Origin of the sequence: Pseudomonas sp. 43mfcvi1.1 (assembly GCF_900115935.1) — a bacterium.
Classification (GTDB): Bacteria; Pseudomonadota; Gammaproteobacteria; order Pseudomonadales; family Pseudomonadaceae; genus Aquipseudomonas; species Aquipseudomonas bijieensis.
In genome coordinates this window covers 150566-164403 of the sequence record NZ_UETT01000003.1, presented here as the reverse complement: position 1 = coordinate 164403, position 13838 = coordinate 150566, and the positions used below count along the sequence as shown (strand labels likewise).

Annotated in this window: 12 protein-coding genes; 7 read left to right on the top strand and 5 right to left on the bottom strand. The window is 61.5% G+C overall.

The features are described from left to right. The first annotated feature begins 61 nt into the window (after positions 1–61). Together hemB and ppk1 are read left to right on the top strand one after the other, a co-directional pair. Entirely contained in the window at positions 62–1075 is a 1014-nt protein-coding gene (gene hemB, locus DTP52_RS06835) for a porphobilinogen synthase (RefSeq protein WP_109752608.1), read from the top strand. 17 nt (positions 1076–1092) lie between these two features. Further along, positions 1093–3309, top strand: coding sequence for a polyphosphate kinase 1 (ppk1, locus tag DTP52_RS06830; protein ID WP_109752606.1), 2217 nt, complete (start codon positions 1093–1095; stop codon positions 3307–3309). Between the two features lie 204 nt (positions 3310–3513). Here the strand turns inward: ppk1 and ppx are convergent, their stop codons facing one another. The 5 genes from ppx to DTP52_RS06805 all read right to left on the bottom strand — a co-directional run bounded on the left by ppx (position 3514) and on the right by DTP52_RS06805 (position 8136). After that, positions 3514–5016: an exopolyphosphatase gene (gene ppx / locus DTP52_RS06825; protein ID WP_109752604.1), complete on the bottom strand. Its 1503-nt coding sequence runs from the start codon at positions 5014–5016 to the stop codon at positions 3514–3516. A gap of 264 nt (positions 5017–5280) precedes the next feature. Beyond that, complete coding sequence (locus tag DTP52_RS06820; protein ID WP_109752602.1) at positions 5281–6015, bottom strand: amino acid ABC transporter ATP-binding protein; 735 nt, start codon at positions 6013–6015, stop codon at positions 5281–5283. Beyond that, positions 6002–6652, bottom strand: a complete 651-nt coding sequence (locus tag DTP52_RS06815; protein ID WP_109752601.1) for an amino acid ABC transporter permease — start codon at positions 6650–6652, stop codon at positions 6002–6004. Before DTP52_RS06815 ends, DTP52_RS06820 begins: the two co-directional genes overlap by 14 nt. Next, complete coding sequence (locus DTP52_RS06810) at positions 6649–7329, bottom strand: amino acid ABC transporter permease (RefSeq protein WP_109752599.1); 681 nt, start codon at positions 7327–7329, stop codon at positions 6649–6651. Before DTP52_RS06810 ends, DTP52_RS06815 begins: the two co-directional genes overlap by 4 nt. A 21-nt stretch (positions 7330–7350) precedes the next feature. Further along, entirely contained in the window at positions 7351–8136 is a 786-nt protein-coding gene (locus DTP52_RS06805; RefSeq protein ID WP_109752597.1) for a transporter substrate-binding domain-containing protein, read from the bottom strand. A gap of 254 nt (positions 8137–8390) precedes the next feature. On the opposite strand from DTP52_RS06805, the gene DTP52_RS06800 reads away from it, so the two are divergent. From DTP52_RS06800 to DTP52_RS06780, 5 genes are all read left to right on the top strand, one after another. Further along, positions 8391–9098: a FadR/GntR family transcriptional regulator gene (locus DTP52_RS06800; protein ID WP_109752596.1), complete on the top strand. Its 708-nt coding sequence runs from the start codon at positions 8391–8393 to the stop codon at positions 9096–9098. A gap of 121 nt (positions 9099–9219) precedes the next feature. Further along, complete coding sequence (gene trxA, locus DTP52_RS06795; protein WP_003206727.1) at positions 9220–9549, top strand: thioredoxin TrxA; 330 nt, start codon at positions 9220–9222, stop codon at positions 9547–9549. Between the two features lie 241 nt (positions 9550–9790). After that, positions 9791–11050 (top strand): transcription termination factor Rho, encoded by a 1260-nt coding sequence (gene rho, locus DTP52_RS06790; RefSeq protein ID WP_003206716.1) that lies wholly within the window; start codon positions 9791–9793, stop codon positions 11048–11050. Positions 11051–11174: 124 nt separating this feature from the next. Next, positions 11175–12641 (top strand): 4-hydroxy-3-polyprenylbenzoate decarboxylase, encoded by a 1467-nt coding sequence (gene ubiD, locus DTP52_RS06785; RefSeq protein ID WP_014340789.1) that lies wholly within the window; start codon positions 11175–11177, stop codon positions 12639–12641. Further along, positions 12641–13609, top strand: coding sequence for a CDP-6-deoxy-delta-3,4-glucoseen reductase (locus DTP52_RS06780; RefSeq protein WP_109752594.1), 969 nt, complete (start codon positions 12641–12643; stop codon positions 13607–13609). Before ubiD ends, DTP52_RS06780 begins: the two co-directional genes overlap by 1 nt. Positions 13610–13838: the final 229 nt, after the last annotated feature.

The window sequence follows — 13838 nt, the reverse complement described above, 5'->3', positions numbered from 1 at the left end:
CGTCATAATGGGCGCTTATAACTGTCACGCTCGCCCGTCAGCACGGGCTCAGGAGTCTGCCGTGAGCTTTACCCCCGCCAATCGTCTGTTCCCTGCCACCCGCCTGCGTCGCAACCGCCGTGATGACTTCTCTCGTCGGCTGGTACGTGAAAGCGTGCTGACGACCAATGACTTGATCCTGCCGGTGTTCGTGCTGGACGGTGAGAACCGTCGCGAAGCGGTGGCGTCGATGCCGGGGGTGGAGCGCCTGACCATCGATCTGCTGCTCGAAGAAGCCGCCCACTGGGTCGAGCTGGGCATTCCGGCGCTGGCGCTGTTCCCGGTCACGCCCCCGACGCTCAAGTCTCTGGACGCCGCCGAGGCCTGGAACCCCGAGGGCATCGCCCAACGCGCGACCCGTGCCCTGCGCGCGCGCTTCCCCGAGCTGGGGGTGATTACCGATGTGGCGCTGGACCCGTTCACCACCCACGGGCAGGACGGCATCCTCGATGAAGAAGGCTATGTGCAGAACGACATTACCGTCGATGCATTGGTCAGGCAGGCCCTGTCCCACGCCGAGGCCGGTGCCCAGGTGGTAGCGCCGTCGGACATGATGGACGGACGCATCCAGGCGATCCGCGAAGCCCTCGAGGTGGCCGGTCACGTCAATGTGCGGATCATGGCCTACTCGGCCAAGTACGCCAGCGCCTATTACGGCCCGTTCCGCGACGCGGTCGGCTCGGCCCTGAACCTGGGCAAGGCCAACAAGGCCTCTTATCAGATGGACCCGGCCAACAGTCAGGAAGCCTTGCACGAAGTGGCGGCTGACTTGTCAGAAGGGGCAGACATGGTCATGGTCAAGCCGGGCATGCCTTACCTCGACATTCTTTGCCGGGTCAAAGACGAATTCAAAGTACCGACCTTTGTTTATCAGGTCAGCGGCGAGTACGCGATGCACATGGCCGCGATCCAGAACGGCTGGTTGGGCGAAGGGGTGATCCTGGAGTCCTTGACCGCTTTCAAACGCGCAGGCGCTGATGGCATCCTGACTTACTTTGCCGTGCGCGCCGCCCAATTGTTACGAGAGCAGAAATAGCCTCCCAGGAACTTGCGATGAATACCGAAGGACTCTCCGAAGTTGCCGTAAAAGACGCTCAACCCGTGGTCGAGCAAATAGCCGAGACGCCGCCGGAGATGGAGCCCGCTCCACCGGCCGTCATCGAGCCTGCCCCGGCCCCGGCGATTGTCATTCCCAACCTGGATGACAGCAGCCTGTACATCCATCGTGAGCTGTCGCAACTGCAGTTCAACATCCGCGTGCTGGAACAGGCGCTGGACGAGTCCTACCCGCTGCTGGAACGGCTGAAATTCCTGCTGATCTTTTCCAGCAACCTGGATGAGTTTTTCGAGATCCGCGTCGCCGGGCTGAAGAAGCAGATCACCTTCGCCCGTGAACAGGCTGGCGCCGACGGCTTGCAGCCGCACCAGGCCCTGGCGCGCATCAGCGAACTGGTCCACGGCCATGTGGACCGTCAGTACGCGATCCTCAACGACATCCTGCTGCCGGAGCTGGAAAAGCACCAGGTGCGCTTCATCCGCCGCCGCAACTGGAACACCAAGATCAAGACCTGGGTGCGCCGCTATTTCCGCGACGAGATCGCGCCGATCATCACGCCGATCGGCCTCGACCCGACGCACCCGTTCCCGCTGCTGGTGAACAAGAGCCTGAACTTCATCGTCGAGCTGGAAGGCATCGACGCCTTCGGTCGCGATTCCGGTTTGGCGATCATCCCGGCGCCACGCCTGCTGCCGCGCATCATCCGCGTGCCGGAAGACGTCGGCGGTCCTGGCGACAATTATGTGTTCCTGTCGTCGATGATCCACGCCCACGCCGATGACCTGTTCCAGGGCATGAAGGTCAAGGGTTGCTACCAGTTCCGCCTGACCCGTAACGCCGACCTGTCGGTGGACACCGAGGACGTCGAAGACCTGGCCCGTGCCCTGCGTGGCGAGCTGTTCTCCCGTCGCTACGGTGACGCGGTGCGCCTGGAGGTGGCCGATACCTGCCCGAAACACCTGTCCGACTACCTGCTCAAGCAGTTCAACCTGCATGAGACCGAGCTGTATCAGGTCAACGGCCCGGTCAACCTGACCCGGTTGTTCAGCATCACCGGCCTGGACAGCCATCCGGAACTGCAATACCTGCCGTTCACGCCGCAGATCCCGAAACTGCTGCAAAACAGCGAGAACATTTTCAGCGTGATCAGCAAGCAGGACATCCTGCTGCTGCACCCGTTCGAGTCGTTCACGCCGGTGGTCGACCTGCTGCGCCAGGCCGCCAAGGACCCACACGTCCTGGCGGTGCGCCAGACCCTGTACCGCAGCGGTGCCAACTCGGAAATCGTCGACGCCCTGGTGGACGCGGCACGAAACGGCAAGGAAGTCACCGCGGTGATCGAATTACGCGCGCGCTTCGACGAGGAATCCAACCTGCAACTGGCCAGCCGCCTGCAAGCGGCCGGCGCGGTGGTGATCTACGGTGTGGTCGGCTTCAAGACCCACGCCAAGATGATGCTCATCCTGCGCCGTGAAGCCGGTGAAATCGTGCGTTACGCCCACTTGGGCACCGGTAACTACCACGCCGCCAACGCCCGCCTGTATACCGACTACAGCCTGCTGACTTCCGACGATGCCTTGTGCGAAGACGTCGGCAAGCTGTTCAGCCAGTTGATCGGCATGGGCAAGACCCTGCGCATGAAGAAACTCCTGCATGCGCCATTCACCCTGAAAAAGGGCATGCTCGACATGATCGCCCGGGAGACGCAGTTCGCCCTGGACGGCAAGCCGGCCCACATCATTGCCAAGTTCAACTCGCTGACCGATCCGAAGATCATCCGTGCGTTGTACAAGGCCAGCCAGTCGGGCGTACGCATCGACCTGGTGGTGCGTGGCATGTGCTGCCTGCGGCCGGGCATCCCGGGGGTTTCCCATAACATCCATGTGCGCTCGATCATCGGCCGCTTCCTGGAACATACCCGGGTGTTCTACTTCCTCAATGGCGGCGAGGAACAGATGTTCCTGTCCAGCGCCGACTGGATGGAACGCAACCTCGACAAGCGGGTCGAGACCTGCTTCCCGGTGGAAGGCAAGAAGCTGATCCTGCGGGTCAAGAAAGAGCTGGAAAGCTACCTCACCGACAACACCCACAGCTGGAGTTTGCAGTCGGATGGTCGTTACATCCGCAACACGCCGACCGGCAACCAGAACCCGCGCAGTGCCCAGGCGACCTTGCTGGAGCGCTTGAGCAGCCCGGTGTTGGCGGTTCGTTAAAAAACGGTGGAAGGGGGGCAGGCTCAGCTTTTGTGGCGAGGGAGCTTGCTGTGGCGAGGGGATTTATCCCCGCTGGGTCGCGAAGCGGCCCCAAAGAGTTGAAGGTAATTAGCCTGACAAAACGGGTAGGCAGGCTTTAGGGCTGCTTCGCAGCCCAGCGGGGATAAATCCCCTCGCCACAAGAGATCTGTGTTGTTGCTGGATTCAGTGGATGTTCAGCACAATCCCAACCCGGGTCAGCCAGTCGGCTTCCTGGGCGAAGTCGGCCTGGGTCAGTTGGTTTTCTTCCAGCCAGCCTTCAGGAAACAGCACATCCAACTCATCGCCATCGGCCCGCAAGACAACCTGCGGCATTTCCTGGGTGCCACGAATGTGGTGGAACAGGATCGCAAAGCGCAGTAGCACGCACAGGCGAATCAGCTTGATGCCGTCATCGCCGAACTCGGCAAATTTATCCTTGGGAATGTTGCGTCGATGGCCGCGTACCAGCAGCGCGAGCATTTGCTGGTCTTCCCGGGAGAAACCGGCCAGGTCCGAGTGCTCGATCAGGTAGGCGCCGTGCTTGTGGTAGTGATAGTGAGCGATGTCCAGGCCCACTTCATGCACTTTGGCGGCCCAGCCCAGCAGTTCGCGCCATACTCCGTCGTTCAGATCCCAGTCATCGGCCACCTGGTCGAAGGCATGCAACGCCTTGCGCTCGACCCGTACCGCCTGTTCCTGATCGACGTGATAGCGTTCCATGAGCGAACCCAGGGTGCGCTCACGAACGTCTTCGTGGTGATGACGCCCCAGTAGGTCATACAGCACGCCTTCGCGCAGGGCACCCTCACAGTGGTCCATGCGTTGCAGTTCGAGAGCGTCGAAAATCGCTTCCAGAATCGCCAGGCCCGCCGGGAAAATCGCCCGGCGGTCGGGCTTGATGCCTTCGAAATCGATCTTGTCCACATCGCCGAGCTTGAACAGTCGGCGCTTGAGCCAGGCCAGGCCCTCGGCATTGACTTCGCCGCTGCCATGTCCGCCGGCCTTGAGTGCCAGGCCAATGGCGCGAATGGTCCCCGAGGAGCCGATGGCCTCATCCCAGGTCAGGCGGTGCAGGGCGTGTTCGATGCTCATGATTTCCAGGCGCGCCGCCGTATAGGCCTGGGCATAGCGAGCCGGAGTGATCTTGCCGTCGCGGAAGTAGCGCTGGGTGTAGCTGACGCAGCCCATCTGCAAGCTTTCGCGCAGCAGCGGCTCGAAGCGCTGGCCGATGATGAATTCGGTACTGCCGCCGCCGATGTCTGCCACCAGGCGCTTGCCGGGGGTGTCGGCCAGGGTGTGGGAAACGCCGAGGTAGATCAGGCGGGCTTCTTCACGACCGGAGATGACTTCCACCGGATGGCCAAGGATTTCTTCGGCGCGACGGATGAACTCGCCACGGTTGCGCGCCTCGCGCAGAGCGTTGGTGCCCACGATCCGCACCGCGCCCAGGGGCATACCGTTGATCAGTTGGGCGAACCGCTTGAGACAATCGAGCCCGCGCTGGATGGATTCTTCGCTCAGCTTGCGCTCTTCGTCGATACCAGCGGCCAGTTGGACCTTCTCGCCGAGTCGCTCAAGAATGCGGATTTCCCCGTTCTGGGCCTTGGCGACGACCATGTGGAAGCTGTTGGAGCCCAGGTCTATGGCAGCGATCAGGGACAGATTCTTGGCTTGGGATGGCGGCATGGGCAAAAAGTCTCGGTCGATAACCTCGCCATCCTGCCACGATCGACCGCTTACGCCAACGCGCCTGATCCAAACCCTTGAGCCAGAGCAGCTTGCAGGGGGGGCTTAGTGGCGAGGGAGCTTGCTCCCGCTGGGCTGCGCAGCAGCCCCAAAACCAATCAACCCGGTACACCAGAAATACATGGGCGGGCAGATCCTGCGATTGCTGCGCAATCGAGCGGGAGCAAGCTCCCTCGCCACAGGAGCCTCTTTAGGCAGCGAAGATCAGGCGTGTTCAACCGTCCCGATAAAGTTTGCCAGCTCCGCCGTCTGCGGATTGGCGAACAGCACCTTGGGATCGCCCACCTCATGCACCTTGCCCTGGTGCATGAACACCAGCTTGTCGCCCACTTCCCGGGCGAAACGCATTTCATGGGTGACCATGATCAGGGTCATGCCTTCCTTGGCCAGTTGCCGCACCACGCTGAGCACCTCATTGACCAGTTCCGGGTCCAGGGCCGAGGTGATTTCGTCGCACAGCAGCACTTTCGGCGACATGGCCAGCGCGCGGGCAATCGCGACCCGTTGCTGCTGGCCGCCGGACAAGCGCTCCGGGAAAGCATCGAACTTTTCGCCGAGGCCGACCCGTTCCAGCATCTGCCGAGCCAGCTCGGCGGCCTTGGCCTTGGGCACTTTTTGTACAACCTGCGGCGCGAGCATCACGTTCTCGCCGACGGTCAGGTGCGGGAACAGGTTGAACTGCTGGAACACCATCCCGACTTTCTGTCGCAGGCTGCGCAGGTCGGCGCGGGCGGCATCGAGGTATTCGCCGTCGACTTCGATCACGCCGTCGTTGATCGATTCCAGGCCATTGAGGGTGCGCAGCAAGGTGGATTTGCCCGAGCCGCTGCGGCCGATGATCGCCACCACCTGGCCTTCCTCGACACTCAGGTCGATGCCTTTGAGCACGTGGTGATCACCATAGTATTTATGCAGGGCGGTAATTCTAAGCAGAGGCATGCAGTCTCCTTTCCAGGTAGCGCGCACTGAGGGACAAGGGGTAGCAGAGCAGGAAGTAACCCAGGGCGACCAGGCCATACACCATGAACGGCTCGAACGTGGCGTTGGCGAGCATGCCGCCGGTCTTGGTCAGTTCGGTAAAGCCAATGATCGAGGTCACCGCGGTGCCCTTGACCACTTGCACCGAAAAGCCCACGGTCGGCGCCACGGCGATGCGCAGGGCCTGGGGCAGGATCACGTAGCGCAACTGTTCCAGCGGATTGAGGGCCAGGCTCGCCGAAGCTTCCCACTGGCCGTTGGAAATCGAGTCGACACAACCGCGCCAGATCTCCGCCAGGTAGGCGCTGGTAAACAGCGTCAAGGCAATCGCCGCCGCCATCCACGGGGAAATCTCCACCCCGGCCAGGGCCACGCCGAAGAACACCAGGAACAGTTGCATCAACAACGGCGTGCCTTGGAACAGCTCGATGTAGGTACGGGCGATGTTGCGGGGCAGGGCGCGCTTGGAAATGCGCAACACCATGATCAGCAGGCCGATCACGCCGCCGCCGATAAACGCCACCAGCGACAGTGCCAGGGTCCATTGCAGGCCGGTGAGCAGGTTGCGCACCACGTCCCAGAAAGTGAAATCGCTCATGGGCGGCTCCCGGTGCTGCTCTTGTACAGGCAGCGGCGACCCACCCAGTTCAGGAACTGGCGGATCAACAGTGCCATGCACAAATAGATCAACGTGGTCAGCGCATAGGTTTCAAAGGCGCGGAAGTTGCGCGACTGAATGAAGTTGGCGGCGAAGCTCAACTCTTCGGTGGCGATCTGCGAACAGACCGCCGAGCCGAGCATCACGATGATGATCTGGCTGCTCAGGGCTGGCCAGACTTTGCCCAGCGCTGGCAGCAGCACCACGTGGCGGAAGGCTTCGAAGCGGCTCATCGCCAGGGCCGCGGCGGCTTCCAGTTGCCCGCGCGGAATGGCCTGGATACCGGCGCGGATAATCTCGGTGGAGTAGGCGCCGAGGTTGATCACCATCGCCAGCACTGCGGCCTGCCATTCGGAAATCTGCAGGCCCAGGGACGGCAAGCCGAAGAAGATGAAAAACAGCTGCACCAGGAACGGCGTGTTGCGGATCAATTCCACGTAGACGCCGAAGATCGCCGCGAACGGGCGAATATTCCACGCCCGCACCACGGCCCCGACGATGCCCAGGCCGACCCCGAGCAACGCGCCGATGGCCGTCAGTTCCAGGGTGAACAGCGCGCCGCGCAACAGCAGCTCGGTGTTTTGCACCACCGGCAGAAAATCGAACTGATAAGCCATGCTCAGCCTCTCAAGCGACGGTCAGAGATCGGCCGGCAGCGGCTGCTTGAGCCAGGTCTGGGAATTTTTCTCCAGGCTGCCGTCGGACTTGGCGGTGGCCAGGATCTGGTTGACCTTGTCCAGCAGCGCCGGCTCGTTCTTGTTCACGCCCACATACACGGGCGAGTCCTTGAGTTTCACCTTCAGTGCCGGGACACGCTTGGGGTTGCGTTCGCTGATGGCGACCATCACCACGTTGCCGCTGGCGATCAGGTCGACCTGGCCGGCCAGGTAGGCGGCGATGGTCGAGTTGTTGTCTTCGAAGCGCTTGATGGTGACGCCTTCGGGGGCGACCTTGGTCAGCTCGATGTCTTCGATGGCGCCACGGGTGACGCTGATGGTCTTGCCCTTGAGGTCATCCAGGCCATTGATCGCCGCGTCGGGCGGACCGAACACGGCCAGGTAGAACGGCGCATAGGCGCTGGAAAAGTCGATGACCTTCTCACGCTCCGGGTTCTTGCCCAGGCTGGAAATCACCAGGTCGACCTTGCCGGTGGTCAGGAACGGGATGCGGTTGGTGCTGTTGACCGGCGTCAGTTCGAGCTTGACCTTGAGCTGGTCGGCCAGCAGCTTCGCAGTGTCGATGTCCAGGCCGCGGGGTTTCATGTCCGGGCCCACCGAGCCGAATGGCGGAAAGTCCTGGGGCACGGCGACCTTGAGGGTGCCACGCTTGACCACGTCTTCCAGGCCATCGGCGTGGGCGGGTAGCTGGCAGAGCATCAGGCTGGCAAACAGGGCAGTGAGCAGGGCGCTGCAACGCTGAATCATGGCGAATCTCCGCAATCGGTGATGTGATTTCTGCGTTCGGACAGAGCACAGGCCATGCCAAGCAAGCTTTTATTCAGCCAAAGCCACGGAATTGCTGGTTTTTAGCGGTCTTACTGGTCTGAACAGTTGCGGCCCATTTCGCACCTTTATCGGGCGTCGCTATTTGTCGCCGAACCCTGCTGGGGCACGACTTGCCGGGCGCGACGAATAGCTTTACAACTAGCCGCTCACTGGCCCGGTTCGTCTGAAAAATCATGAATTCCATCGCTCGTGCCGTTCCTGAAGTGGCCCTGCAAGCCATCCGCAAACTGATCGTCGATGAAGGCTTCGGCCCGGGCGATGCGTTGCCGTCGCAACGGGACCTGGCGCTGCAACTGGGCGTGAGCCGGGCGTCGTTGCGCGAAGCGCTTTCGTCCCTGAGTGCCCTGGGCATGATCAGCGTGCAACCGGGCAAGGGGGTGTTCGTGCAGGCACCGGTGGAGGCTCCACGCAACGAATCGGCGCCGGGCTGGCCCTTCGCGGCCCAGGCCTCGCCGGTGGATATCTTCCAGTTGCGCTACGCCCTGGAGGGCTTCGCGGCGGGGTTGGCGGCGGTAACGCTGAGCGCCGACGAGCTCGACGCGCTGCAAGACAATATCGAGGCCATGCGCCGGGAATTGAAGATCGGGGATTTCGACGCCGCTGCACGACTGGATTTCGAATTTCATCGACGGATCCTGTTGGCCAGCGGCAACCAGGCGATGCTGAGCATCCTCACCGCCAGCGCCGACATCTTCCTGGAAAGCCAGAAACTACCGTTCATCAGGGCGGAGCGGGCGATGGAGACCTGGCAGGAGCATCGCAAGATCCTTCGCGCCCTGGCCCGTCGCGCTTCGGGCGCCGCGCAAAAAGCCATGCAGGAACATGTACGTAACGCTGCGCTGCGTACCGGGATTTCCTTCGTTGCCCCCACTGCTTCGTGACGGCGGCGATACCCAACGCCATTGACCGCCATAGCGAGACTCAATCAACTGCGGCTTCCTGAACCTGGGAAGGGCCGCTATGATGGGCCACGTTTTTTTGCTGACAACCCCGGAGATTTCCATGAGCAGCGATCTGATCAAACACGTTAGCGACGCTAGCTTCGAGGCTGACGTACTCAAGGCCGAAGGCGCGGTACTGGTCGACTATTGGGCTGAGTGGTGCGGTCCCTGCAAAATGATCGCCCCGGTCCTGGACGAGATTGCCGAGACCTACAAAGGCAAGCTGACCGTTGCCAAGCTGAACATCGATGAAAACCAGGAGACTCCGGCCAAGCACGGCGTGCGTGGTATCCCGACGCTGATGCTGTTCAAGAACGGCAACGTCGAAGCCACCAAAGTGGGTGCGCTGTCGAAGTCGCAACTGGCTGCTTTCCTCGACGCCAACATCTAAGCGCCGAATGCCACTGAAAAAGCCCCGCAAATCGCGGGGCTTTTTCGTTATTCGGGGCTAGACGCTTGCAAACCCAGGTGGTACATTCGGCCCCGCACTGGTTTCTCCATTGCCCCCTGCAAGCCGTCGCCGACGCTCTCCTTTCGAATAAGTACGCGATCCTGTCGCCTTCTCTGCGGCGCGGCCTCATTAAGCCAAAAGCTTAATTTCCCCCCTCCATAAATGATTACGTCATTCCTATATGAATCTGACTGAACTCAAGCAAAAGCCGATTACCGAACTGCTCGAATTGGCCGAACAGATGGGCATAGAAAATATGGCCCGTTCGCGCAAGCAGGACGTGATTTTCTCCCTGCTCAAGAAGCACGCGAAAAGCGGCGAGGAAATCTCCGGTGATGGCGTGCTGGAGATTCTCCAGGACGGCTTCGGCTTCCTTCGCTCCGCAGACGCTTCCTATCTTGCCGGCCCAGACGATATCTACGTCTCGCCGAGCCAGATCCGTCGCTTCAACTTGCGCACCGGTGACACCATCGTTGGCAAGATCCGCCCTCCGAAGGAAGGCGAGCGCTACTTCGCGCTGCTCAAGGTCGACACCATCAACTTCGACCGTCCGGAAAACGCGAAGAACAAGATTCTCTTCGAGAACCTGACCCCGCTGTTCCCGACCGTGCGCATGAAGATGGAAGCCGGCAACGGTTCCACCGAAGACCTCACCGGTCGTGTCATCGACCTGTGCGCACCCATCGGCAAAGGCCAGCGCGGCCTGATCGTGGCGCCGCCGAAGGCGGGCAAGACGATCATGCTGCAGAACATCGCGGCCAACATCGCCCGTAACAACCCTGAAGTTCACCTGATCGTGCTGCTGATCGACGAGCGTCCGGAAGAAGTGACCGAGATGCAGCGCACCGTGCGCGGCGAAGTGGTCGCCTCGACGTTCGACGAGCCGCCGACCCGCCACGTGCAGGTTGCCGAAATGGTGATCGAGAAGGCCAAGCGCCTGGTCGAGCACAAGAAAGACGTGGTGATCCTGCTGGACTCCATCACCCGTCTGGCCCGTGCCTACAACACCGTGATCCCGAGCTCCGGCAAGGTGCTGACCGGTGGTGTCGATGCCCATGCGCTGGAAAAACCGAAGCGTTTCTTCGGTGCCGCACGGAACATCGAGGAAGGCGGTTCGCTGACCATCATCGCCACCGCGCTGGTTGAAACCGGTTCGAAGATGGACGAAGTGATCTACGAGGAATTCAAGGGCACCGGCAACATGGAGCTGCCTCTGGATCGTCGTATCGCCGAGAAGCGTGTGTTCCCGGCCATCAACATCAACCGTTCCGGCACGCGCCGCGAAGAGTTGCTGACCGCCGACGACGAGTTGCAGCGCATGTGGATCCTGCGCAAGCTGCTGCATCCGATGGATGAAGTCGCCGCCATCGAGTTCCTGGTCGACAAGCTGAAGACGACCAAGACCAACGATGAGTTCTTCCTGTCGATGAAACGCAAGTAAATCGCCAAGACAGGCCAGCAAGAGCCGGGGAAACCCGGCTTTTTGCTATCTGTGCATTCACTATTCTGGACGGGCGGCGTTAAACTCGGGCCCCCGAACGCCACGGCCACCATGAGGCTTTTGCATGCAGTATCGCGATTTGCGCGACTTTATCAGCGGTCTGGAACAGCGCGGCGAACTCAAGCGCATCCAGGTGCCGGTGTCCCCCGTCCTGGAAATGACCGAGGTCTGCGACCGCACCCTGCGCGCGAAAGGCCCGGCGCTGTTGTTCGAAAACCCGACGGGTTATGACATTCCAGTGCTGGGCAACCTGTTCGGCACGCCGGAGCGCGTGGCCTTGGGCATGGGGGCCGAAGCCGTCAGCGAACTGCGCGAAATCGGCAAGCTGCTGGCGTTCCTCAAGGAGCCCGAGCCGCCGAAAGGCCTGAAGGACGCTTGGTCCAAGCTGCCGATTTTCCGCAAGATCATTGCCATGGCGCCCAAGGTCGTCAAGGACGCGATCTGCCAGGAGGTGGTGATCGAGGGCGACGATGTCGACCTGGCCATGCTCCCGGTGCAGACCTGCTGGCCGGGCGACGTGGGGCCGCTGATCACCTGGGGCCTGACTGTCACCAAAGGCCCGAACAAGGACCGCCAGAACCTGGGCATCTATCGTCAGCAGGTGATTGGCCGCAACAAAGTCATCATGCGCTGGCTGAGCCATCGCGGCGGTGCATTGGACTACCGCGAGTGGTGTGAAAAACACCCCGGCCAGCCATTCCCGGTGTCGGTAGCCCTGGGCGCGGACCCGGCGACCATCCTCGGCGCCGTCACGCCTGTGCCGGACAGCCTCTCCGAATATGCGTTCGCCGGCCTGTTGCGCGGCAACCGTACTGAGCTGGTGAAGTGCCGTGGCAATGACCTGCAAGTACCGGCCACCGCCGAGATTATCCTCGAAGGGGTGATCCATCCCGGCGAAATGGCCGATGAAGGCCCGTACGGCGACCACACCGGCTACTACAACGAAGTCGACAGCTTCCCGGTGTTCACCGTCGAGCGCATCACCCATCGGATCAAGCCGATTTACCACAGCACTTACACCGGCCGTCCGCCCGATGAACCGGCCATTCTCGGCGTGGCGCTGAACGAAGTGTTCGTGCCGATCCTGCAGAAGCAGTTTCCGGAAATCACCGATTTCTACCTGCCGCCGGAAGGCTGTTCGTACCGGATGGCCGTGGTGACCATGAAGAAGTCGTATCCGGGGCACGCCAAGCGGGTCATGCTTGGGGTCTGGTCGTTTTTGCGACAGTTCATGTACACCAAGTTCGTTATCGTCACCGACGACGATATCAACGCACGGGACTGGAACGACGTGATCTGGGCCATCACCACGCGCATGGACCCCAAGCGCGATACGGTGATGATCGAGAATACGCCGATCGACTACCTCGACTTCGCCTCGCCGGTGTCTGGCCTGGGTTCGAAGATGGGGCTCGATGCCACGCATAAATGGCCCGGTGAAACCACTCGTGAGTGGGGCCGGGTTATCGTCAAGGATGAAGCCGTTACCCAACGGATCGATGCCATCTGGAATCAGTTAGGAATAGATTGATGCGTGTAACCTTGCAGCCTTCCGGGGCGGTGCTGGAGATACGGCCCGCCGAGCGGATTCTCGATGGCGCGCGGCGCCTGGGCTACGAATGCCCGCAAAGCTGCCGCAACGGCAACTGCCACGTCTGTGGTGCGTTGCTGGTGGAGGGCCGTGTGGAACAGGCTGGCGAGGTGCGCGATCACGGTGAGATCTTCACCTGCATCGCCGAACCGCTGGAGGACTGCGTGGTGTTGTGGGATGGCGTGCTGGCGCCGGGTGAACTGCCGGTACGCAACCTGGCGTGCCAGGTGATCGAGTGTGCCGACGTGGGGGGCGATGTCTGGCGAGTGCGCCTGCGTGCGCCGGCGGGCAAGCCACCGCGTTATCACGCCGGGCAGTACCTGATGATCGAACGGGAAAACGGCGAAAAATCGGCGTTCTCCCTGGCCTCGGCGCCGCATTCCGGGCGCGAACTGCAGTTGCATGTATTGGTGCGCGAAAGCAGTGCACAGGCGCTGCTGGAGCAACTGCGACGCAACCCCAGCGTGCGCGTCGAAATGCCTTTTGGCGACACGCATTTGTCCGAGCTGCCGGACGGCCCGTTGGTGCTGATCGCCGCCGGCACCGGCATGGCGCAGATGCACAGCCTGATCGAGCATTGCCGGGCCGCGGGTTTCAAGCATCCGGTGCATCTGTATTGGGGCGTGCGGCGGCCGGAAGATTTCTATGAAATCGAGCATTGGGATGAATGGAAAAAACTGCCGAACCTGTTCCTGCACAAAGTCGTCAGCGATTTGTGCGGTTGGGAAGGGCGCTGCGGGATGCTCCATGAAGCCGTGTGCGAGGACATCAGCGATCTTTCCGGCGTCCACGTCTATGCCAGTGGCTCGCCGGCCATGATCTACGCCACGCTCGATGCGCTGGTGGAAGCCGGGATGGACGCCCACCAGATGCGTGCCGATGTGTTTGCGTATGCGCCGCGGGCATAAACCGCACCCCCTCCCTCTTGAGAAGTGCTTTTGTGGCGAGGGAGCTTGCTCCCGCTGGGCTGCGTAGCGGCCCCGACACTTTGCGGTCGCTGCGCAACCGAACGGGAGCAAGCTCCCTCGCCACTGTCCACTCATCGATATAACTTCATATATTTCGTTTCGATATTTAGTCCTTGGGCCAGATACCGATAACGTATATAGGGAGTGGATGGCATTTAACTTGCCTTGA